The organism is Fibrobacter sp. UWT3, assembly GCF_900230125.1.
In the GTDB taxonomy this organism is placed as follows: domain Bacteria; phylum Fibrobacterota; class Fibrobacteria; order Fibrobacterales; family Fibrobacteraceae; genus Fibrobacter.
Genome location: NZ_OCSS01000003.1, coordinates 194,732 through 215,120, shown reverse-complemented (window position 1 = coordinate 215,120; position 20,389 = coordinate 194,732). Strand labels below are relative to the sequence as shown.

Here is a 20,389-nt window from a genome sequence, read left to right as displayed (position 1 = left end):
GGTAACCAATGACCAGCAACTAATAACTAATGACCAACAACTAATGACCAACAACTAATGACCAATAACTATATTTGGCGCATGCAATCTGCAGGCATGGAATATCTGGAATCGCGCCTGATGTTCGGGATGGTTCCTGGGCTCGAATCGACGCGTGCGCTATGCGACGCTCTCGGCAATCCCGAAAAAAAGTTCAGGTCGATTCACGTGGTCGGTACGAACGGGAAGGGCTCCACCAGTTATTACCTCGCGGGCGTATTGCAGGCGCACGGGCTCAAGACGGGCCTGTACGTGAGCCCGCACCTGGTAAGCCTGCGGGAGCGTATCCGGATAGACGACGTTCCCATTCCGGCAGAAGATTTGGACCGGTTGCTTTTAAAAGTGAAGGCCGCCGCAGATTCCGTGTCGGCGGGGCGCGTGGCCGCGGGTGCATCTCCGGTCGAACCCACGTTTTTTGAAGTCCTGACGCTGGTCGCCTTCCTCTACTATGCGGAGCAGAAGATTGATGTCGCTGTTCTCGAGGCGGGTATGGGCGGCAGGCTCGATAGCACCGCTGTTGCGGGTGGCGAGATTGCGGTCGTGACGAGCATCGGGCTCGAGCACACCGAGGTTTTGGGGCCTACGGAATCGGCGATTCTCCGCGAGAAGATGGGGGTGCTGGGCGTGCCGGGCGAAGGCCGGGGCGACACGCGCGAAGTCGCACGCGGGAAGACGTTTATCGTTGGCGGAATTTCTGGTGCCTTGCTCGAGGAAGCGCGCGAATATGCGGCTGCGCTTGGGTGCAAGTGCGTTGTGCCCGAAATTCGTGGCGACATCGTGCTCCCGAATCTCGGGCGCCATTACGTCGAGAATGCAAGTTTATCGCTGGCGGCTGCCGCGCAGTTTATATCGGATTCTGCGCAGGCTATAAACGGTGCGCAGTTTATAGATGGCGCAATAAACTATGACGACGCCCTCGCGCTCAAGACTCTCGCGACCCGCTCGTGGGCTGGCCGCATGCAACTGCTTGCAGGCCCGGACGGCAGGACCCGCGTTATATTGGACGGAGCCCACAACTCGCACGCGGTTCGCCGCCTGGTGGAAGCCTTGCGCACGTATTACCCGGGGAAAAAGTTCCACTGCCTGTTTGGCGCCCTCAAGGATAAGGATGTGGGGGAGATGCTCAAGCTTATGGCGCCTCACGTTGCCTGCTGGCATATTACAAAGACGCCGTACCCGCGCTTCCGTGAACTTGCTGACCTGCGTGGCGAAATGCAGGCGCTTGGCCTGCCTGTTGCAAGCGAGGGCGAACTTTCCCGCGAATACCTTGATGAGGTGCGGGCCGCTAGCGACGCGGATAAACAAAACGAAGCCCCGCTCCTGATAACGGGTAGTCTTTACATGATTGGCGCGAGCATCCAGTTGCTCCGCGATGAATTTACGGAACTCGCATTCTTCCGCGGACTCGAACCCACGACAAACGAACACCGCTGACCGGCGCGAGTCCGGCGCAGTTCTTACACGAATACACTGCTATTACACAAATACGCAGTCTATGTGTACGTCTTATTGTACTACGGATTCTACCGTCCCGTCACGGAACTTTGTCCGTAAGGTGTCTCCGGACTTCAGTTGTGCCGCGTTGCGGATAAACTTGCCGCTGGAATCGAGAGTGAGCGTGTAGCCCTTCGCGAGTGCCGTCTCGGGGTCTGCGCTCTTGACGCGCAGTTCCGTCAGCTTGAACTGCGATTGGGCGAGGTCGAGAATCTTGCGCGTACCTTGCCGCAGGCCTTCAACGTTGCGGTCGAGCCTTGCGGTCTCTTCGCGGAGCATGAACCGCGTATCCCTTTCGAGCGAAGTGAACATCCTCACGATTTTTGTCTTTTCGCCCTGGATGCGCAGGGTTACGTCTTGTTGCAGGCGCGCTGCCGCAGAACTTAGCCGCTGGCGGTTTTCGGTAAGCATGTCGCGTGCAGAACTTGCGATGCTCCGCGCGGTTTCTACAAGGTCGGTCCAGCTTTCCTGTGCACGTTCCACAAGGCGCTTGGCGCAATCGGTCGGGGTGATGCACGATAGGTACGCCACCTCGTCGAGCAGGCTCTTGTCTATTTCGTGCCCGATGCCCGTGAATACCGGAATAGGGTAGTTTGCCACGGCACGGCAGAGCGCTTCGCTGTCGAAGTAGTTCAGGTCCGTCTTTGCGCCGCCCCCGCGCACGATGCAAACTACGTCGATTTCTTCGTCCTTGCGGAGCGCATCGAGTGCGGCAATCACGCTAGATTCCGTGTCGTTCCCCTGCATCTTCGCGTACGCTGTCACGACCGTGAATTTGAACGGCGATGCCGATAGCCTCGTGCTAAAGTCCTTGTAGGCCGCAGTGCTTTCGCCGGTAATGAGCCCCACGCGTAACGGCATTTGTGCAAGTTCGGTCTGCTTGTTCTTTTCGAGCAGCCCTTCGCTGGCGAGTCGCTTCAATATGGCCATGCGCGTGAGAGCGAGTTCACCAAGCGTGTAGACCGGGTCGATGTCGAGTATCTTCGCCTGCAGCTTGCCGCTCGGGATATAGACGTCGGCCTTTATCTGGAAACAGACCTTGAGCTGTTCCCTGATGGTGAACGGTGTTGCAGAGTTTTCCGTTTTTGCGCGGAGTATTGCGTACTGCCCTGCGAAGCAGGTGAGGTCGACCGTCGCGATAGGCTTCACGTTGCCTTCTTCGAAATCCGCGATGCTGATGTAGACGACCTTGCCCTTGTCCGTGAGGCGGGTAATGACCCCGTGCACCCAGACCGCCGGTGTATCGGCGAGTTTGTTCTTGATGGAGGTCATGTACTGCATGACAGAGAATGTGCGCACGTGCTGTTCCATTGTGGGTGAAGAATAGTAAATTTTTGAGCGCAGGAAAATCCTGTAAATAAATTGAAACGCCGGTTTGCCGTTTTTTATTGCAAACGAAAAAAAGAATTTATTTGTCTGGCAAGGCGTCCTTTGCTATATTATTTTTTGATTGGTTTTGATAAAGGAGCATTTATGAAAATGAAATTTTTTGTAGCAGGCCTTGCCGTGGCATCGCTTGCTGTACTTTCTGGCTGCGCCGGTGGTGCCGCCCAGGCGAACCGCTCGGTAACTATGGCCTGCGAAGCCAAGACCATCGCTGAAGAGGCGAGTGCCGATTCTCTCCAGATGCTTTCGGCAAATACGAAACTTGATTCCGCGAAGGCCCTCGAAGCCGCGGGTAAGAACGAGGAGGCTGTTGCCCTTGCAGACCAGAGCGCCCTCGAGTACAGGCTTGCGATTGCGACTGCCGAACGCGATGCCGCCAAGAAGGAAGACGAACGCGTCGAGGCGGAACTCCGCAGCGAGGTGGAACGGAAGCTCATCTACCAGAGCATTCTTGACCAGGAAACCAAGAAGGCGGAGGCGAAGTAATGAAGACTAGGAATTTGTTTGTTATCTCTGCGCTTGCCGCATCTGTTTGCTTTGCTGCCGATGGTTCGACAAGCTCACCAACCGGTGGCTCGGAAGCAACCGAGATTGACAAGGTCCCTGAGCCAGTCGAAGGGGCCGCCGAGCAGACCGTTGCCGAAAAGTGCCTTGCCGCTGTGGAAAATGCGGGCAAGGCAATCCCGTCGAACGCCGTTACGGCGAAGTTTACCTACGGCGAGGCGCTTGCCAACGCGGGTGAACTTTCTTACGCCCTCGAGAAGGACCCGGAATCCGCGACGGTCCAGACGCTTACGGCGAATTGCGACACTTACGTGAAGCTGATTGCCGCGCAGGCCGAAACGCAGGCTCTCCGCAACCGTACTGCCGAAAACTGGGAAAAGCGCGCCGCGACTGCCCGCTCCATCGAGGCTATCCAGGAACAGATCAACCAGGCCCGTAGCGGCAAGGTGAACGACCTCGAGGCCGAAAAGGCCAAGTTGCAGGACCAGGGCGCGCGCCTCCAGGCCGAAATGCAGCAGAACCAGGAAAAGTTCCAGGCCGAGGCCGCCGCACAGCAGGCCGCCCTCAAGGCGGCGGGCAAGCGCGAGGCCGACCTGCAGAAACAGCAGGCCGATTTGCAGAAGCAGCTCGAGGCCGAGAAGAAGGCCCTTGCCGAAGAACGCGCGAAGGCCGAGGCTCGCCAGGCCGAAGCCATGAACAAGCTGAACGAACTGCAGTCCAAGCTCATCCAGGTGACGAAGGACGCCCGCGGCATTATCCTTTCCATGTCTGACATCCTGTTCGACGTGAACAAGGCTTCCCTCAAGGCCGACCTCAAGACGAGCCTCGCGAAGGTTGCGGGAATCCTCTCCGTGTACCAGCAGTTTAATGTCTCCATCGAGGGCAACACCGATAACACGGGTTCTGCGGAACACAACATGAAACTCTCGCAGCAGCGTGCCGACAACGTGAAGAACTTCCTCGTGGAACAGGGCATTGACGCTGGCCGCCTTACCGCCAAGGGGCTCGGGATGACCATGCCCATTGCCGACAACAAGACGAAGGAAGGTCGCCAGAAGAACCGCCGCGTGGACCTCGTCATTCAGGATAAGGCCCTGCAGAATGCTGCACCTGCGGCTGAACCCGCTGCTCCTGCTGAAGGTGCCGCTCCGGAGGCTAAGTAACCGATGGCAAAGACAGTGACCGCCATGGAGGCGAGGCAGAACTTCGGCAACCTGCTGAACCAGGTCTCGCTCTCGCAAGAAGAAATCGTGATTGAACGTGCGGGCAAGCCGCTCGCGCGTCTCGTGAACGTTTCTTCTGCGCGCTCCGGCGGTGAACTGGACTTTCGTGATATCGGCAAGCTCCCGAACAGCATCTGGGAGGAACGCTAGGCCGTCCAGAAATGGGGGGAACGAAAAAAGCGAAATTGCCCGAAATTGGGGATTAAAACGTTAATTTTCGGCGTTTTAATCCCCATTTTTGTATACAAAGTAATGGATTTTGAGCGCCGCGGACCCGTCAGGGTGGGTGAAATCTCTTTTTATGGGGATTAAAATGAGATTTTATGGCGGTTTCATCCCCAATGAACATAAATATTGCCGTTTTTATTACAGATAAATTAAAATTTTGGGGATTGAACGGGCGAAAATCAGGCTGTTTAATCCCCAATTTTGCGTTTTTTCCCTTTTTGACCCCCGATTTGCGCCCTTTCCGCCCCTATTTTTCGTCATTTGCCCCAGTTCAACTGTTGCGGGCGTCTTGAAACGGGCCCTTGCCAATCTACCTGAAACTTTGTATATTCTATAGCATGAGAAAGATCCTTAACCTTCGACTTCTACTTAGCATCGCGCACGGAGCGAGGTTTTAGGCTATTTCGTTTTGAATAGGAATTAACTTAAAGGGCCCGCTTCCGTGACGAAGCGGGTTCTTTTTTATGGCAAAATGCTATTTTTGAACACGAAAAAGAACTTTGCGGCGCATGGAAGCCGGCAAGGAGATGAAAAATGAGCAATGTAAGTGCCGATATGGCGAACAGACAACCTTTCTTTTACGATGTCACCCTGCGGGACGGCAACCAGGCGCTCCCGAAGCCCTGGAACAATGCCCAGAAAAAGGACGTATACCTGCAGCTCTTGAAGCTCGGCGTGCAGGGTGCCGAAGTCGGCTTCCCGGCTTCGAGCGAGATGGATTTTGAATCGTGCAAGGAACTGGCGCAGCTCACCGCGAAGATGGCCGAGGAAGGCGACGAGGTGGCAAAGCGCGTGGTTGTCTCGGGCCTGGCCCGTTGCGTGGAAAGTGATATTCAGCGCTGCTGGGAGGCTGTTCAGTTTGCGCCGCACCCGCGCATCCATACCTTCCTTGCGACAAGCCCGCTCTCGATGGAGCACGTGCTGCACCTGACCCCCGAACAGGTCAAGGAGAAGGCGGTTCATTGCGTGAAGTTTGCGAAGTCGCTCGTGGGTGACAAGGGCGACGTGGAGTTCAGCGCCGAGCACTTCGGCGACTGCCTCGAGAACATGGATTTTGTGATTGACGTGCTGAAGGCTGTGGTCGAAGCGGGTGCGACGACCATCAACCTGCCGAACACCGTGGAACGCTACCGCCCGCTGCTGTACGTGAACCAGATCAAGCAGGTGTACGAGGCGCTCCCGAAGGACATCACGATTTCGGTGCATTGCCACAACGACCTGGGCATGGCGACGGCCGCGACGGTCGAAAGCTTCTTCGTGGGTGCGACCCAGCTGGAAGTCGCTCTGAACGGCCTGGGCGAACGCTGCGGCAACACGAATTTCTACGAGGTTGCGGTCGCGCTGCACAACTCCGGCGTCGAGACCGGCCTGCACATGGAACGCATCTACGAGACGGCAATTCTCATCTCGCAGTGGTCCGGCATCAACATCTACAGCCGCGCCCCGCTGATCGGCGCCGAGGCAATTGTGCACCGTAGCGGCATCCACCAGGATGGCGCCTCCAAGACGAAGGACATGAAGAAGGGCGCCTACCGCCCGATCGACTACTCCATCATCGGCCGCCACCAGAACGACGCCCTGAGCTTCACGAGCCAGAGCGGCCGTACCGCCGTGTACGAGATTATCACGAAGTTCGGCTACAAGCTCTCGCTGGCCGAAGCTGCCGAACTGCAGCCGATCCTGAAGGCCTACAGCGAAAAGGAAGGCGAACTCAGCGCCGAGCGCGTGCTCGACGTGTTCCGCGAGCAGCGCGTGAACGTGAACGGCCGCCTGGTGTTCAACAACATCGAGGTTATCCCCGATGAGAACCGCTTCATTTTCCACTTCAAGAAGGATGGCGAACCGCTGGTGAGGTCCATTACTGCAGAAGGCCCAATTGAGGCCGCCCTCATGCTCATGCGTGAAATCGGCATGCCGGTGGAACTCGTCAAATACCGCCAGCTCGTCGTTCCCGAGAAGGACAAATTGTGGGCTGGCCGCGGGCTTAGCCGCATGCTCCTGAAGGCGGGCGATGTCGAGGTCGAAGGCCGCGGCGTCAGTAGCGATACGCTCAAGGCCAACATGCGCGCCCTCTTCGGCGGCGTGAACCTCCTGTATAAGAAGTAATTCGGAGGCCCCATGCTCGAACAACTCAAGCGCCCTTTCAAGAGACACTACGAAAAGTACCGCGGTAAGCTGGATGGCTTTGTCGGACCGGTCAAGGAATCGGCGTCTAAGTTGTTCGCGATGCTCCCGAAGATGGAAGCCTTTGCGGGTTCCGAGGAATTGGGCCAGGAATCCGACGGCTCCACCTCGGGCGGCAAGCCCGGCCTGTTAGCCAAACTCAAGGATTTTAAGAAATCCATCAAGGGCCTCTCCGACTTCCAGAAGCTCATCCTGTTGACCATCGCGGTCGTGCTCCCTGCGGGTATTCTCATCGCGGTGGCGCTCGCAAGCATGCTGAAACGCAAGAAGTAGTTTTTTTGTTGTAAAGAGGAGGAAAAATGGTGAAATCAATTTTAAGGTTGTCTCCGTGGAAGTTGCTGGCCTTGGTCGGTGCTTTTGCCTGCACAATGCTTGTCTCTTGCGGAGACGATGGAAGCGATGTCTTCCTGACGCGCTCTGACACGGAGTCTTCGGATGTTTCGTCATCTTCCGCCCAATCATCCTCGTCTTCGGACAGGTATTCTTCGAGTGTGAGGTCTTCTTCGTCGGTCACACCGCAGTCGAGCTCAAGCGAGACAAGGGTGTCTAGTAGCAGTTCCGAAATTTCTTCTAGTTCGTATAGCAGTAGTATAAGCGTGGCTTATGTGGAACCTTGTAGAGGCGAGGGCTTTGACGATTGCGAATATGGAACTTTGATTGATGACCGTGATGGACAATCCTACAAGACCGTGAAAATTGGTGATGTGTGGTGGATGGCCGAGAATCTGAATTTTGCCTATTTGTGGCCGACCGCTAATTTGGATTCCTCCAGTTTCTGTTATGAAAATGATTTTTCGAATTGTGAGGAATATGGTCGCTTGTATATGTGGAGTGCCGCGATGGACAGTGCTGCTGTTTATAGCGATGACGGCATAGGATGCGGGTATATTCACGGTTGCAATCCCGCTGAGAGGGTGCAGGGTGTTTGCCCTCAGGGTTGGCATGTGCCTACACGGACGGAATTTAATGTTCTTTATGAATCCGTAGGCGGTAAGGATGCTAAGCGAAAATTGATGACTGTCGATGAATGGAGCAGTTGCGGTACTGGGTGTACTGATGCTTACGGATTCTCTGTTCGACCTGCAGGTCTCTTTAATGACAGCCTCACATACTACATATACTTGGGCGATAATGCGCTGTTTTGGAGTTCTACTCCGGTACAAAATGGAAATTCAACCTCTACTGCCTTTTATTTGTACCTTAATTTCTACGCGGGATTTAATTACTACGACGATGATGGCGCTAATCGCGCGTACTCCGTTCGTTGCATAAAGGATGAGGATTGATGCTCTCATCCCGACTCCCTAAAGACCTTTCTCCGTCGCCGTTCTTTGCCAAACTGGAACGTGCGAAGGCCTCCGCGAAACCGTTTATCGATATGACGGTAAGCAGCCCCGTAAGGGCGGGATTGCCGATTGACTTGGATGCAGCGGTGGAGGAGACGCGCAAGGATTTCGGTTGCTGGAATCCCGATGCAGCGGGGTGGAAGTCTGCGCACGAGGCGGTGGTAGAATATTACCGCGAACGTGGCGGTAACTTTACGGCGGGGCAAATCCTTTTGACCGCGAGCACCAGCGAAGCTTACTCCGTACTGTTCAAGACATTCTGCGACCCGGGCGACGTAATCCTCACGCCTATGCCCGGCTACCCGCTGCTCGATACGCTTGCGCAGTTGGAACACCTGGAATGTGCGCCGTACTTTTTAAAATTGCAACGGGAGCGGTTCGACAAGCTCACCGACCTTAAGAAGGTCACTGAGCGGCGCTCTGCGCCAGCCGAAGTGAACTCATTCCGCTTTGTTTTGGATTCTGACAGCCTGCTGGCAGCTCCTGAGAAAGCGAAAATCCTGCTGCTCGTTTCGCCGCACAACCCGACGGGGCACTGCGTTTCCCGCGAAGAATGGAATGCGGCGGTTCGTTTTTGCGAAGAGAACGACATGATTCTCGTGGTGGACGAAGTCTTCGGCGATTACGGTTTTTCGCTGGAGGTCCGCCGCAGTTGGGAATACCTGATGGGCGGCAAGCCTGAGCCTGCGAACTTCTTCGATGCGGGCGGAAACGACCTGGCCTATTTGCCCGAAGATGGTCCGAAGTGCCCGATTTTCTGGCTGAATGGCTTAAGCAAGGCCGTGGGTTCCCCGCAGCTCAAATTAGGCTGGATGGCTTTCTATGCCCCGCGCGAGCAGTTCGAACCTATCCGAGCCGCTCTCGAATTCGTGGAAGACGCCTACCTGAGCGTGTCCGCACCCGCACAGGCTCTCGGCACCGCGCTATTGCCCGCGGCCGCCGCCTACGAATCGCGCGTCAAGGAACGCCTTTTGCAGAACTGGCAGACCCTCCGCGAAGCTTTCCCCTCCAAGTACTGCCCCGAGGTTCTCGGCGGCTGGTACGCGGTAGTGCGCCTGGGCGAAGACGACGAGGAACTCACGCTCCGTTTACTCCGCGAAAAGCACGTGTTGGTGCAGCCCGGGTTCTTCTTCGATTTCGACGAGGACGGCTGGGTGGTGGTCTCGCTCCTGCAGGAACCGGCGCTGTTTAAGGACGCTGTTGCGAGGATGCGCTCGCTTGCGGATTCCTAGCACCTGAAAATTTGTATATTACACGCGGATAAAAATTAGGTTCTAACGTGGAAAAGAAAAAGATTTTGCTTATCAACTGGCGCGATATCAAGAACCCGGAAGCGGGCGGCGCCGAACTGTACTTTCACGAGATTTTCAAGCGCATCAACGCCCGCAACTACGAGGTGACGGTTCTTTCGCATAGCGTGAAGGGCCTGCCCGACGAAGAAGTTGTCGACGGCATGCGCACCATCCGTACGGGCAACAAGTTCCTGTTCAACTACACGGCGCACCGCTATGCCCGCAAGCACCAGCACGAATACGACCTCATCGTGGAAGACCTGAACAAGATTCCGTTCTTCACGCCTTGCAACACGAAGGTAAAGCGCCTCCACATGGTGATGCACTTTTTCCGCAAGTCGATTTTCCGCGAGGCGTTCTTCCCGATGGCGCTTTACGTGTACCTGATGGAACGTGCGGTGGCGCTCTTCTACAAGGGCGAGAACTTCCTTGCGATTTCGCAGAGCACCGCCGACGAGATTGCCGACATGGGCATCAAGGCCAAGTGGATCGAGGTGGTGGAGCCGGGCATCGATACGGAGTACTTCCACCCGACCGAGAAGAAGGCCGACCCTCCGGTGATTTCTTACGTGGGTCGCCTCATGAAGTACAAGAACGCGCAGTTTGTCATCAATGCCATGCCGCGCCTCCGCGAACTGGTGCCGGGTATCGTGCTCGAAGTCGCCGGTGGTGGGGACTATCGCGCCGAACTCGAAAAACTGGTCGATAAACTCGGCGTGCGCGATTCCGTGAAGTTCCTCGGGCGCGTTTCCGAAGACGAAAAGCGCGACCTCCTGAGCCGCTCCTCCTTGTTCATCAACCCCTCCTTCAAGGAAGGCTGGGGCATCAACAACATTGAGGCGAACCTCTGCGGCACGATTTCGATGAGCAACAACGTTGCTGGCCTCAAGGATTCCGTGGTGGATGGCGTGACCGGCCTCCTGTACGAGAACGACGATCCCGAGGGGTTCTGCGAGAAGGCTGCGGCCGTTTTGCACGACAAGGACCGCCTCTCCGAGCTCGAACGGAACGCCCGCGAGCGCGCCCTGACTATGAGTTGGGATGCCATGGCCGAAAAAATGGAAAAAGTTATCGAAAAAGCGCTGAATTAGCGTTTTTTGACACAAATTTTTTTTAAATTTCCGCCCGTGATTGCCCCCTGCGGTTTATCGCTGCGGCGAAAACCGCCCTGCTCCAGATTCCTGAGCCGGACTAGATCCGCTGGATAGGAGCCTTCCTGGCCGTCAAGCTTCCATAGAAGCGCTATTAAGATGGCCCTAAACAACACACACTCGCAATCACCCCTACGGCGGGTCTTTTCCAGCCTTCCGTTGTGGCTTAACCCTTACTTATGAGGTGCCCAGATGGAAAACTACATCGCAATTGCTCTGTCGCTCGTCGCAGTGATTTTGAGCATCGTTATCCTGTCTAAGGTTAACAAGATTCTCGACAATCTCCATACTCCGATTGTTAAAAAGCTCACCCCGGACATGAACTTGAAGCCGAATTCCCGCCGCCCCGTCGGTGCCCAGGAAATGGCTCAGCGCGGTGACCGTAACAACAATAAGGATCATGGCAAGGATCGTCAGAATAACAAGGACGCTCGTGGTGACAAGCAGGCCCAGCCTGCCCAGAACCGTGACCGCAACGAACAGCGCCCCGACCGTGGCCCGCGCCGTGACCGCCGTGAAGGCCGTCCCGACCGTCCGCGCCGCGAATTCAATAAGCCGGCTGCCGAAGCTACTGCTCCTGCCGCCGCCGAACAGGCCCCCGCAGTCGAAGCCGCTGCCCCTGCAGCTGCCGAAGCCCGCCGCCCGCTCGCTCCGCGTATCCCGGTTGAAACTCCGGCTGCCCCCGCAGTCGAAGCCGCTCCGGTTGCCGCTCCCGCCGCTGCTGAAGTTGCCCCGGTCGAAACGACTTTCGACCCGAGCAAGGTCCGCTATGGCCGCCGCAACGTGATCAAGAAGGCTCCCGAACTCGCTGACGAAGCCTAGTCTCGCGGAAAATTGCGAACTTAAAAATCCCTCGGCTTTGCCGGGGGATTTTTAGTTTATGTGTACTCGCGCATCTCGCTGCGGGTTAGAATTTCTCTCCGTACTGGTCGTCGTAGCCGTCTTCGTACCCGTCGTCGTATTCGTCCTGGTCGGGGAACCCGGATTCCAGTTCCGAAAAACTAGGCGCCTCGATATCGACGACTTCGACTTCGAATGTGAGGTCCTTGCCCGCGAAGGGGTGGTTCCCGTCAACGAGCACGGAGTCGCGGTAGATTTCCTTGACCGTGTATATGCCGTCGCTCTCGTCGCTGTCGAGGTTCAGGTCTTCGACGAACTCGTCCGCCGTTTCGGGCAACTGGAATTCGCGGATGTCGTTGTCCATGAACATCTCGAGTTCCATCCCGAGCCAGAGTTCGCCCACGTCCTGCAGTTCTGCCTTGGGGACTTTAAGGATAAGGTCCTTGCGGTACGGGCCGTAACCGAGGTTCGCCGGGATGTCGACGCTGAATCTCTCGCCGAGCTTGCGCCCCGCGAGTGCCGTCTCGAGCCCCGGGATTATGTTGTTGTAGCCGTGGATATAGACAAACGGGTGTGTCGCGGGAATTTCTTCCAGTATGCGTCCGCCCTTTTCGAGCAGCACGTAGGCGATGCTTACCTTGGTCTTGTCTTCGATTACTTCCATACGCGCGCAAATATATTAAATTTTCCGCATGCTTTACGGTATTTGTTCTGATATTCATTCCAATGCGACGGCGTTCGAGGCCGTGCTCCAGTCCATGAATGACAACGGCGTTGAAAGGCGAGTCTGCCTGGGCGACCTTGTGGGCTACGGCGCAGACCCCGACGAGTGCGTGAAACTTGCCCGCGACAATATGGACCTTTGCCTCATCGGTAACCACGACAGCGTGGCCATCAAGTACGAGTCGAGCGTAGGGTTCAACCCGTATGCGAAGCAGGCCATCGAATGGACGCAGTCGCACATGTGCAAGGAATCAATCGAGTACCTTAAGGCGCTCCCTTACATCAAGGAAGAAAACGATATTACCTTCGTGCATGCATCCCCGCTTTCCCCTGCGGACTGGGTGTATGTGACCGACCTCGAAGAGGCTCTCGACGCCTTTGACCATTTTCACGGAACGTACTGCTTTATCGGGCATACGCACAGCCCGGTGATTGTGGCGAGCCGCCCGATGGCTATCCCCAAGATTCTGGACGAGTACGAGTACACCATCGCGAATACCGAACGCCTGCTGGTGAACGTGGGCAGCGTGGGCCAGCCGCGTGACCGCGATTGCCGTGCCAGCTGGTGCCTGCTCGATACCGACACGAAGTGTGTGCGCATTATACGCGTGGAATACGACGTGTTCCAGACGCAGGAACGCATGCGCAAGGCGGGCATGCCCGAGTTCCTCATCGAACGCCTGAGCGTAGGGAGATAGACGAAAGACCGCTGCGCTGGTAGACGATAGACGAAAGATTTTAGGTATGAGTACTCCATATAAAAAAATATATGATGTTATAGAGGTGTTTCTCTTTCGTCTTTCGTCTAACAAGTTTTCCTATCGTCTATCGTCTTTCGTCTTTCGTCTAGTATGAAATGGGTTCTCGCAGTTTTTGGTAAGGCCGGCTCGCCGTTTATTGCGGACGAGGTGGAAAAGTATGTGAAGCGCCTGCGTGGTGGCATGTTCCCGCTCGAGGTCGTGGAACTCAAGGAATCCAAACTCGATGACCGCGTACAGTCGCTTGCCCAGGAAGCGGCCCTCTTCGAGAAGAAGTTCCCCAAGTCGGAATACCGTCGCGTTATTTTGTCTGAAGAGGGCAAACTCATGGATACGGTAAAGCTCTCCGATACGTTGCGCGACCGTTTCCCGGGGAATATTGTGTTCCTTATTGGCTCTGCCTACGGTATCGACGAGAACCTGAAAAAGACCGCGGACTTGCTCTTGTCGCTTTCGCCTCTCACGTTCACGCACGACCATGCCCGCGTGATTATGGCGGAGCAACTATACCGCGTGCAGATGGTGATGCAGAACCACCCGTACCATCATAGGTAGTAATGCAGTCCGCCCGACCCAGCCCAATGCCAGTGGGAATCGATATCGGAGCCGACGGCCCCTAGAGATATCGCGAAATTCTTGTTTATATGGTATCCTAGCGTAAAGTAGTTCGAGGTGATTGAAGGCATATGGACGCTTGTGTCTTCGGCATCCAGACCGGGAGAGTAGTTGCCTATGCTGTAGCTTGGGTAGAAATTTCCGATAAAGGCACCTGCATATAGCTCCACGAACAGGCTTGTCTCGAAATCGTCCTTGTCATGAAGCGTCTGCAGGTTGTTTCAGGGAGTCTTTTGACGGAATTTTGGCAGAACCCATTCATATACATGCACAATGAAGATTATCGTAGCCCTTTCGAGCAGAATAAAATTATATTTTTCCCAAAAAAAGGACTTTGTCCATAATGAGGTCTAGGGAGGATTTCATGAAAAATACACTTAAATATTTGTTGGGGGTGCTTCTCCTATTTTCTGTTTGCGCATGGAGTAGAGCATCTGACATCCTCATCGTCGTTGACGACGAAATGATAAAAGACAACGAAATCAGGAATGCCTTAAACACCTATACAGATGACATTTGGAATACTTATCAAGTAAACGCCTCTATTGTATCTTTCAAATCCCAGAAGAACGGCGGGAAGGCCACCGACCTAAAAGAAATACTCGTAAGCAAGAAGGATTCCATCATGGGAGCCGTTTTTGTTGGAGACATTCCGCGGGCTCAATTTGAATTCTACCAGAAAACAGAATACGGATTCCGATACCAACGTTGGGTAACGGACTTTTACTTCATGGATCTTGACGGTATTTGGAAAGACACTGCTGCCGGAGGCCCCGAAGCCCATGGCGGGAAGTTGTTCGATACCACCACGACAACATTAAACTTCAATGCATTCGACGGTTCTCCGATACCAGGGAAAGTACCGGTGGATAGTTTTTCAATTGCGTATTCCGGATACATCAAATCTCCAGTCAGCGCACTTTGTTCCCTGCAACTTACCACGGACAACGACAGACGCCTTTGGATAAACGATTCCCTGCTCGTTGACGCATGGTTCAACAACTGGGACATTCCATATTACAGCGCTTTTCAATTCAAGAAAGACAGTCTCTACAAATTCAAACTAAACTATGCAGAGGAATATGGCGCCGCTTATCTTACACTAAAATGGAAATGCGGGAATAATGCCTCCTATGAACCAATCCCTGATTCCGTTTGGCGTCAAAATGACAAGAGCACACGCGGTCTCAACCAAACCTATTACGGAAATATTTTCATGAAAGATTCGCTCCCCGAAGAAGACATAAAGCACCTTTGGATTTCTGGAAAATCCAATGGAGTTTTTGACGGGCACTATTCCAAAAGTGGCGCGGTTTCTGATTCCTTTGAAATATGGGTTTCTCGAATTGACCCCAACACGGCTGGTTTCTACGGTAACCCAAAAACACTTTTATTGAGATATTTCAAGAAAATCCACAGCTACTATCTCGGTTTGTTCAAGAAACGTACGCGTAGTGCCATGTTCCTAACTGAGGAAGGAGGCTTAAACAATCCTCTAGACCAGAAATTCGTTGATGGTTTGAGTCTTCTTTATTCCCCAGACTCCCTTGATAAGTCTATCGCTGACGGGCAGGAATATCTAGACAACATAAAATCAGATAAGTATGATTGGGCCCTTTACGGTGGGCACGGAGGCCAGACTGGCCTTGGAAACGGGCTGGATATAACACAAGTGGAAAGAAACATGTGCGTGTCACCGAGATTTTTCCACTTTGCTTGCTGTGGTCCACTTACCTGCTATGATTTCTACGGCAACGCCAATAGCGCCTCTGTTGGAAGCGAGCATATCTTTAACACGATTAACGGCGGTTTTGTAAGTATCGGTTCATCCAAAACCAGCGGAAGCGACCAAATGGATGGTTTCATGTACTACGCCTTTGAACACAAATTCATTGGCGAATCGTTCCGGGAATGGGTAAACGAAAGGGTGAAAAGGAACCAGTACAGTCACAAGGAAGACCTTTACGATTGGTTCTATGGAGAATCGATTATCGGAGACCCGATGCAAAAACTGGCAGTGCCACAACAAACAACGACTCGCATCCATAAAGTCAAAGCACGACAGATACCACAAAAAAATGGCAAGCTTTACGACCTTTTGGGAAGAACCAAAGGCTATTCCAACATCAAGTAATCAACACTTGTTTCGAATCGGTTGATCTTGCTATGGAATCCTCCAGTTCAGATTTGCCCGCTCTACGCCATTTCCCCGAAAATGGCAATCTGACCGCCGCAGCGAGTTCGTAGCGGAAACGTATTTTTTGCCTATTTGTACAATAAGATTTGCTCGCCGACTTATCCCGTTCGTGGCATTTGTCCCGAGGGTTGGCACCTGCCCAGCAAAACTGAATTCGAGACCTTGTTCTCGGCGTTGCCGACCGTCACACACCCGCTGTCACCCTGGAGCCGAAGGCGATAGGGTCCATGGCAATGCACCCGCATGGCGCCGCACCCGCAGTCGGGAACCCTCGTCACACCGCCGCCACGTAGTGGCAAGTGTGTCCATTGGCATGACGATGCGGGATAAACTAGTGCGTCCCGTGCCGAGAAATGTCAACTTAATTGCTATTTTGTAAAAAAAACAGGAGGAAACCCGTATGCGAAACAGATTGTCCTTGGCGTTCCTTTTTTCCGGGGCCCTGCTCGTGGCCTGCAGCGACGACGACTCTTTTATCCAGCGCCCGTCCGGTGGCTTGCCTGCCGAGGTGGCCGACAAGGCAGAGCTGGAAACCTACGAGTGCAGCATGGACGTCATCGGCGAGAAGGTCTATGTGGTCGACCTCGGGGAGAACTATGAATGTGACGGAGATGAGTGGTTCCGGTCCTACGACCAGCCGAAGTCGAGCAGTTCAGCGAAGTCTTCCTCCAGCGTCACGCCGAAGTCGAGCGGTGCTACAGGCGAGGCGTCTCCCTGTAGCGAATTGCCAGGGGGTGATTGCAATTACGGTACCCTGACCGATACCCGCGACGGCCAGACCTACAAGACGGTGACCATCGGCGACCAAGTGTGGATGGCGGAGAACCTGAATTACGAGACGGAGAACAGCTACTGTTATGATGACGATCCCTCCAACTGTGCCAAGTACGGTCGCCTGTACACCTGGGCGGCAGCCATGGACAGCGTCGGCACATGGACCACAAATGGCAAGGGTTGCGGCTATGGTTCGGAATGCTCACCAACCGGTACTATACGCGGCATTTGCCCCGAGGGCTGGCACCTACCGGACACCACGGAATGGAACACGCTGATCACGTCGGTGGGCGGAGTGCAGGATGAAGATTACGCTTATAAGTGGCATGGAGCTGGTACGGCCCTTAAATCCACCGGTGGCTGGTATAATGACCGCAACGGCACGGATGCTTTCGGGTTCTCGGCGTTGCCTGCCGGCTACAGGGACTACGATGGGAATTACTACGGCGAGGGCCACTACGCGGACTTCTGGAGTTCTACGGAGGGCAATAGCAGCAGCGCGTACAGCATGTACTTGAACTACGACTACGACATCGCGGGCCTGTACGGCAGCTATAAGTACTACGGGCGTTCTGTTCGTTGTCTCAAGGACTAGGGCGGAGCCGGGCCGAAAATTTTTTTAACGAATCCACTTCTTTTCCATTTTGTAACAGTCAAAATGGGAAAACAGCCCTTTGTAGCTTGTAATCCTGTTATCCTGCTTTTGTTTGTCTTTGTCCGGTTGCATAATGGCCCGCCTGAAGTTTCCCACAAAGCGTCGCCTGGGGTAGGTGCGGTAGGGGAGGAGGTATGCTCCCAGGAAGGGGAAGCCGTTGGTAACCGGTTGCAGGTAGATTTTCTTAGGGTGCAAGGTAAGCTTTAGTTCTCTCTTGATGAAGTGGTCCAGCGGGTTCAGGTAGATGTTCCCGAAGAGTTGGCTGGTCAAATTCCCGATGGGCAGCCCGCAATTGGGCGGTGCCCCATGGAGAGTCTTGTTAAGCGTTCCCTTGCCTATGCGGCTGCTATAGCTGTCGTAAATGAACTGGCGTTCGAATATGGGGTTGATCCAGTTGTAGAATTTTGGGTTAGCAAAACTTTCCGAATCCGTCAGCCCATCGAAACCTGCAAATTCACCTCGGAAATGCTGTTTTTAGGCTATTTTGGCCATTTTCGGTTTCCGCAGCATAACCGTAGCAGGTTCGCAAACATACAGCCAAGCTTGACAGAGTCCGCCAAGAAACCGCAGCCGGAACGCAGTTGGTTCGCAATGACACCGCAGCCTTGTAAAAAAATACGGAATGACTTGACATAGCCAAAAAAAAACACTTGCTTTTTTGTGCAGTTTTATTTATATTTGTAGTGAACAAAGGTGCAACTAAACAAAAAGGCAAGTATGGATGTCCGCGAAAAACTGAATATTCTCTCCGCTGCCGCCAAGTACGATGTCTCGTGCACGTCGAGCGGCTCTAGGCGTTCTGCGCCCCCGAGGGGGCTGGGCGATGCTTGCCCGGCGGGTATTTGCCACACGTGGTCTTCCGATGGCCGTTGCATTTCGCTACTGAAGGTCCTGCTTTCGAATGCCTGCAAGTACGACTGCGCCTACTGCGCGAACCGCCGGAGCAACGATATCCCGCGGGCGACGTTCACCCCGAAGGAAGTCATAGACCTCACGCTGGAATTCTACCGCCGTAACTATATCGAGGGGCTCTTCCTGAGTTCTGCGGTGGTGGGCTCGCCCGACTATACGATGGAACTGCTGGTGAAGGTCGCGAAGGAACTGCGTACCGTGCACCGTTTCGGGGGCTACATCCACCTGAAGAGCATTCCGGGCGCCTCCGAGAAGTTGCTTCATGAGGCTGGCCTCTATGCAGACCGCACGAGCGTGAACATCGAGGTGCCTTCGGAGAGGTCGCTCACTTACCTCGCTCCCGACAAGAACTACGCTTCGGTGTACGCTCCCATGAACTACTTTGCCGAACGCAAGATCGAGTACGGCGGCGCGCGGGGGAGGTACACCCCGAACTTTTTGCCTGCGGGGCAGAGCACGCAGATGATTGTGGGCGCCTCGGGCGAAACGGATTTCCAGATTCTCACGCTTTCGGCGGGCTTTTACCGCCAGCAACGCCTGAAACGCGTGTATTTTTCGGGCTACGTTCCCGTAAATGCCGACAAGCGCCTGCCCGCGATTACCACCAAGCCGCCGCTCCTGCGCGAGCACCGGCTTTACCAGGCCGACTGGCTCATGCGTTTTTACAACTTCGAGTACAACGAGATTCTTGACGAGCAGAACCCGAACCTGGACCTGAATCTGGACCCGAAGGCGGGCTGGGCGCTACGGCACCTGGAACTGTTCCCGATAGATATCCAGACTGCCGATTACGAGATGCTGTTGCGGGTTCCCGGAATCGGCGTGAAGTCTGCCCGGCTGATTGTTTCGGGACGGCGGTACTGCAAGATACGGCTCGAGAACCTGAAGAAGATGGGCGTGGTTTTGAAACGCGCGAAGTACTTCATCTACCATCCCGATATTCCCGCGTCGCTCCGGCGGCTTTACCCTGAGATGATTCGCCCGCTGTTGCTCCCGCGTCCGAAATCCGGCCAGCTCGACCTGTTCGACAGCAATCCGATTGCGCTGCCTTCGCCGACACCCGTGATGCCAGCGATAGCGCCGGCGCCAGCGATGCCGACAATTGCGCCGACGCCTTCGATAAACTTCCCGCAGCCCGCGGCACTCTCCGCGTAGTCGCCCGCGACAAACACTGCCTACTGCCAACTAAGTTCTGCCAACTAAAAACATCCCGCATCCCGAAATATACATTACACATCCTGCATCATCAATTATCAATCATCAATTGTTTTTATGACTCTCTCCATTTCATACGATTCATCATTTGACGGTTTCCTTTCCGCCATATTCGAAATTTATTCCCAGCGGCTCGATGTCGAAAACTTCGTCCCGGATCGTGATACCGATGCCCCCGTTGATTTGTTCCAGCAGAATTTTCGCGTGGAGACGAACGAGGATTCCGCGATGCGCCTGCGCCGCGCCATAGTGAACAACGCAAGCGAAGAAGTGCTTACCCTGCTAGAAACTGCGTTCCTCTCGGAAGAGCGCGGGATAGAAATGAAAATCTTTGCCTACCTCCGCAAACTGTTTTCGGGCGATGACCCGAACTACGGCAAGAACCCCGCATCGCTAGAGATGCTCCCGCTGTACAAGATTGCGGGTTCCGTGCGCCATGAGGCGGGCAATATGCTCGGGATGGTCCGCTTTTCGAAAGGGCCAGGCAATTTCTACATATCAAAGATAGAACCGAAGTACGATATCCTCCTCATGATGGAACCGCATTTCCGTAACAGGTTCGCGTTCGAGAAGTGGATTATATATGATTCCAAGCGCAAGTATGCCCTGTTGCACGACAAGGTGGGGGAGAGCAAAGTGGTGACGCTTCCCGACGAGGAATCGTTCGTGAAGGCTATCCAGTCCGATGGCTTTACTCAGCTGTGGCAGGATTACTACAAGTCCATCGCCATCAAGGAGCGCGAAAACCCGAAACTGCTCCGGCGTTGCCTACCCGTGCGCTACTGGAAGAACCTGCCCGAACGTCAGGCAGCCCGCACCCCCGCGCTCTAATCCCCAATAAAAAAGAGCCCGC

General features: G+C 54.6%; 18 protein-coding genes. 16 read left to right on the top strand and 2 right to left on the bottom strand.

The genetic code is table 11. The features are described from left to right. Positions 1 to 81 precede the first annotated feature (81 nt). Complete coding sequence (locus CRO08_RS12485) at positions 82 to 1,473, top strand: folylpolyglutamate synthase/dihydrofolate synthase family protein (RefSeq protein WP_097036465.1); 1,392 nt, start codon at positions 82 to 84, stop codon at positions 1,471 to 1,473. 72 nt (positions 1,474 to 1,545) lie between these two features. On the opposite strand, the gene xseA is transcribed toward CRO08_RS12485, so the two are convergent. Further along, entirely contained in the window at positions 1,546 to 2,832 is a 1,287-nt protein-coding gene (gene xseA, locus CRO08_RS12480) for an exodeoxyribonuclease VII large subunit (protein ID WP_255252366.1), read from the bottom strand. A 174-nt stretch (positions 2,833 to 3,006) separates the two neighbouring features. Here xseA and CRO08_RS12475 point away from each other — a divergent pair, with 174 nt between their 5' ends. The 9 genes from CRO08_RS12475 (at position 3,007) to CRO08_RS12435 (ending at position 11,669) form a co-directional block, all read left to right on the top strand. Next, the gene (locus tag CRO08_RS12475; RefSeq protein WP_097036463.1) at positions 3,007 to 3,405 is read left to right on the top strand and encodes a hypothetical protein; all 399 of its coding nucleotides are present in this window, start codon (positions 3,007 to 3,009) and stop codon (positions 3,403 to 3,405) included. Continuing rightward, positions 3,405 to 4,586: an OmpA family protein gene (locus CRO08_RS12470; RefSeq protein WP_097036462.1), complete on the top strand. Its 1,182-nt coding sequence runs from the start codon at positions 3,405 to 3,407 to the stop codon at positions 4,584 to 4,586. The genes CRO08_RS12475 and CRO08_RS12470 overlap by 1 nt, the downstream gene beginning before the upstream one ends. Before the next feature lie 3 nt (positions 4,587 to 4,589). Further along, on the top strand, positions 4,590 to 4,796 hold the full coding sequence (locus CRO08_RS12465; protein WP_255252365.1) for a type II toxin-antitoxin system Phd/YefM family antitoxin: 207 nt from the start codon (positions 4,590 to 4,592) through the stop codon (positions 4,794 to 4,796). Between the two features lie 612 nt (positions 4,797 to 5,408). Further along, a complete protein-coding gene (gene leuA2 / locus CRO08_RS12460) occupies positions 5,409 to 6,980 on the top strand; it encodes a 2-isopropylmalate synthase LeuA2 (RefSeq protein ID WP_255252364.1) in 1,572 nt (523 codons plus the stop codon). Positions 6,981 to 6,992: 12 nt separating this feature from the next. Next, positions 6,993 to 7,331, top strand: a complete 339-nt coding sequence (locus CRO08_RS12455; RefSeq protein ID WP_097036461.1) for a hypothetical protein — start codon at positions 6,993 to 6,995, stop codon at positions 7,329 to 7,331. A gap of 47 nt (positions 7,332 to 7,378) precedes the next feature. Next, positions 7,379 to 8,344, top strand: coding sequence for a fibrobacter succinogenes major paralogous domain-containing protein (locus CRO08_RS12450; protein WP_176495152.1), 966 nt, complete (start codon positions 7,379 to 7,381; stop codon positions 8,342 to 8,344). Then, a complete protein-coding gene (locus tag CRO08_RS12445) occupies positions 8,344 to 9,636 on the top strand; it encodes a pyridoxal phosphate-dependent aminotransferase (protein WP_097036459.1) in 1,293 nt (430 codons plus the stop codon). Before CRO08_RS12450 ends, CRO08_RS12445 begins: the two co-directional genes overlap by 1 nt. A 47-nt stretch (positions 9,637 to 9,683) precedes the next feature. After that, entirely contained in the window at positions 9,684 to 10,787 is a 1,104-nt protein-coding gene (locus CRO08_RS12440) for a glycosyltransferase family 4 protein (protein WP_097036458.1), read from the top strand. Between the two features lie 252 nt (positions 10,788 to 11,039). Next, positions 11,040 to 11,669: a hypothetical protein gene (locus CRO08_RS12435; RefSeq protein WP_097036457.1), complete on the top strand. Its 630-nt coding sequence runs from the start codon at positions 11,040 to 11,042 to the stop codon at positions 11,667 to 11,669. A gap of 85 nt (positions 11,670 to 11,754) precedes the next feature. Here CRO08_RS12435 and CRO08_RS12430 read toward each other — a convergent pair whose 3' ends face one another. Further along, entirely contained in the window at positions 11,755 to 12,351 is a 597-nt protein-coding gene (locus CRO08_RS12430; protein ID WP_097036456.1) for a peptidylprolyl isomerase, read from the bottom strand. Between the two features lie 28 nt (positions 12,352 to 12,379). Here CRO08_RS12430 and CRO08_RS12425 point away from each other — a divergent pair, with 28 nt between their 5' ends. The 6 genes from CRO08_RS12425 (at position 12,380) to CRO08_RS12390 (ending at position 20,367) form a co-directional block, all read left to right on the top strand. Beyond that, positions 12,380 to 13,108, top strand: a complete 729-nt coding sequence (locus CRO08_RS12425) for a metallophosphoesterase (RefSeq protein ID WP_097036455.1) — start codon at positions 12,380 to 12,382, stop codon at positions 13,106 to 13,108. Between the two features lie 153 nt (positions 13,109 to 13,261). Next, on the top strand, positions 13,262 to 13,723 hold the full coding sequence (locus tag CRO08_RS12420; protein WP_072811314.1) for a 23S rRNA (pseudouridine(1915)-N(3))-methyltransferase RlmH: 462 nt from the start codon (positions 13,262 to 13,264) through the stop codon (positions 13,721 to 13,723). Positions 13,724 to 14,147: 424 nt separating this feature from the next. Beyond that, the gene (locus CRO08_RS12415; protein WP_176495151.1) at positions 14,148 to 15,917 is read left to right on the top strand and encodes a PA14 domain-containing protein; all 1,770 of its coding nucleotides are present in this window, start codon (positions 14,148 to 14,150) and stop codon (positions 15,915 to 15,917) included. 463 nt (positions 15,918 to 16,380) lie between these two features. Next, complete coding sequence (locus tag CRO08_RS12410) at positions 16,381 to 17,349, top strand: fibrobacter succinogenes major paralogous domain-containing protein (RefSeq protein WP_097036453.1); 969 nt, start codon at positions 16,381 to 16,383, stop codon at positions 17,347 to 17,349. Between the two features lie 777 nt (positions 17,350 to 18,126). Next, on the top strand, positions 18,127 to 19,476 hold the full coding sequence (locus tag CRO08_RS12395; RefSeq protein ID WP_097036941.1) for a putative DNA modification/repair radical SAM protein: 1,350 nt from the start codon (positions 18,127 to 18,129) through the stop codon (positions 19,474 to 19,476). Positions 19,477 to 19,593: 117 nt separating this feature from the next. Further along, entirely contained in the window at positions 19,594 to 20,367 is a 774-nt protein-coding gene (locus CRO08_RS12390; protein WP_097036450.1) for a TIGR03915 family putative DNA repair protein, read from the top strand. Positions 20,368 to 20,389: the final 22 nt, after the last annotated feature.

Coding starts and splice junctions, on each gene's coding strand:
- CRO08_RS12485 (WP_097036465.1), top strand. CDS start 82: ATGCAATCTGCAGGCATGGAATATCTGGAATCGCGCCTGATGTTCGGG.
- CRO08_RS12475 (WP_097036463.1), top strand. CDS start 3,007: ATGAAAATGAAATTTTTTGTAGCAGGCCTTGCCGTGGCATCGCTTGCT.
- CRO08_RS12470 (WP_097036462.1), top strand. CDS start 3,405: ATGAAGACTAGGAATTTGTTTGTTATCTCTGCGCTTGCCGCATCTGTT.
- CRO08_RS12465 (WP_255252365.1), top strand. CDS start 4,590: ATGGCAAAGACAGTGACCGCCATGGAGGCGAGGCAGAACTTCGGCAAC.
- leuA2 (WP_255252364.1), top strand. CDS start 5,409: ATGAGCAATGTAAGTGCCGATATGGCGAACAGACAACCTTTCTTTTAC.
- CRO08_RS12455 (WP_097036461.1), top strand. CDS start 6,993: ATGCTCGAACAACTCAAGCGCCCTTTCAAGAGACACTACGAAAAGTAC.
- CRO08_RS12445 (WP_097036459.1), top strand. CDS start 8,344: ATGCTCTCATCCCGACTCCCTAAAGACCTTTCTCCGTCGCCGTTCTTT.
- CRO08_RS12435 (WP_097036457.1), top strand. CDS start 11,040: ATGGAAAACTACATCGCAATTGCTCTGTCGCTCGTCGCAGTGATTTTG.
- CRO08_RS12430 (WP_097036456.1), bottom strand. CDS start 12,351: ATGGAAGTAATCGAAGACAAGACCAAGGTAAGCATCGCCTACGTGCTG.
- CRO08_RS12425 (WP_097036455.1), top strand. CDS start 12,380: ATGCTTTACGGTATTTGTTCTGATATTCATTCCAATGCGACGGCGTTC.
- CRO08_RS12420 (WP_072811314.1), top strand. CDS start 13,262: ATGAAATGGGTTCTCGCAGTTTTTGGTAAGGCCGGCTCGCCGTTTATT.
- CRO08_RS12415 (WP_176495151.1), top strand. CDS start 14,148: ATGAAAAATACACTTAAATATTTGTTGGGGGTGCTTCTCCTATTTTCT.
- CRO08_RS12410 (WP_097036453.1), top strand. CDS start 16,381: ATGCGAAACAGATTGTCCTTGGCGTTCCTTTTTTCCGGGGCCCTGCTC.
- CRO08_RS12395 (WP_097036941.1), top strand. CDS start 18,127: ATGGATGTCCGCGAAAAACTGAATATTCTCTCCGCTGCCGCCAAGTAC.
- CRO08_RS12390 (WP_097036450.1), top strand. CDS start 19,594: ATGACTCTCTCCATTTCATACGATTCATCATTTGACGGTTTCCTTTCC.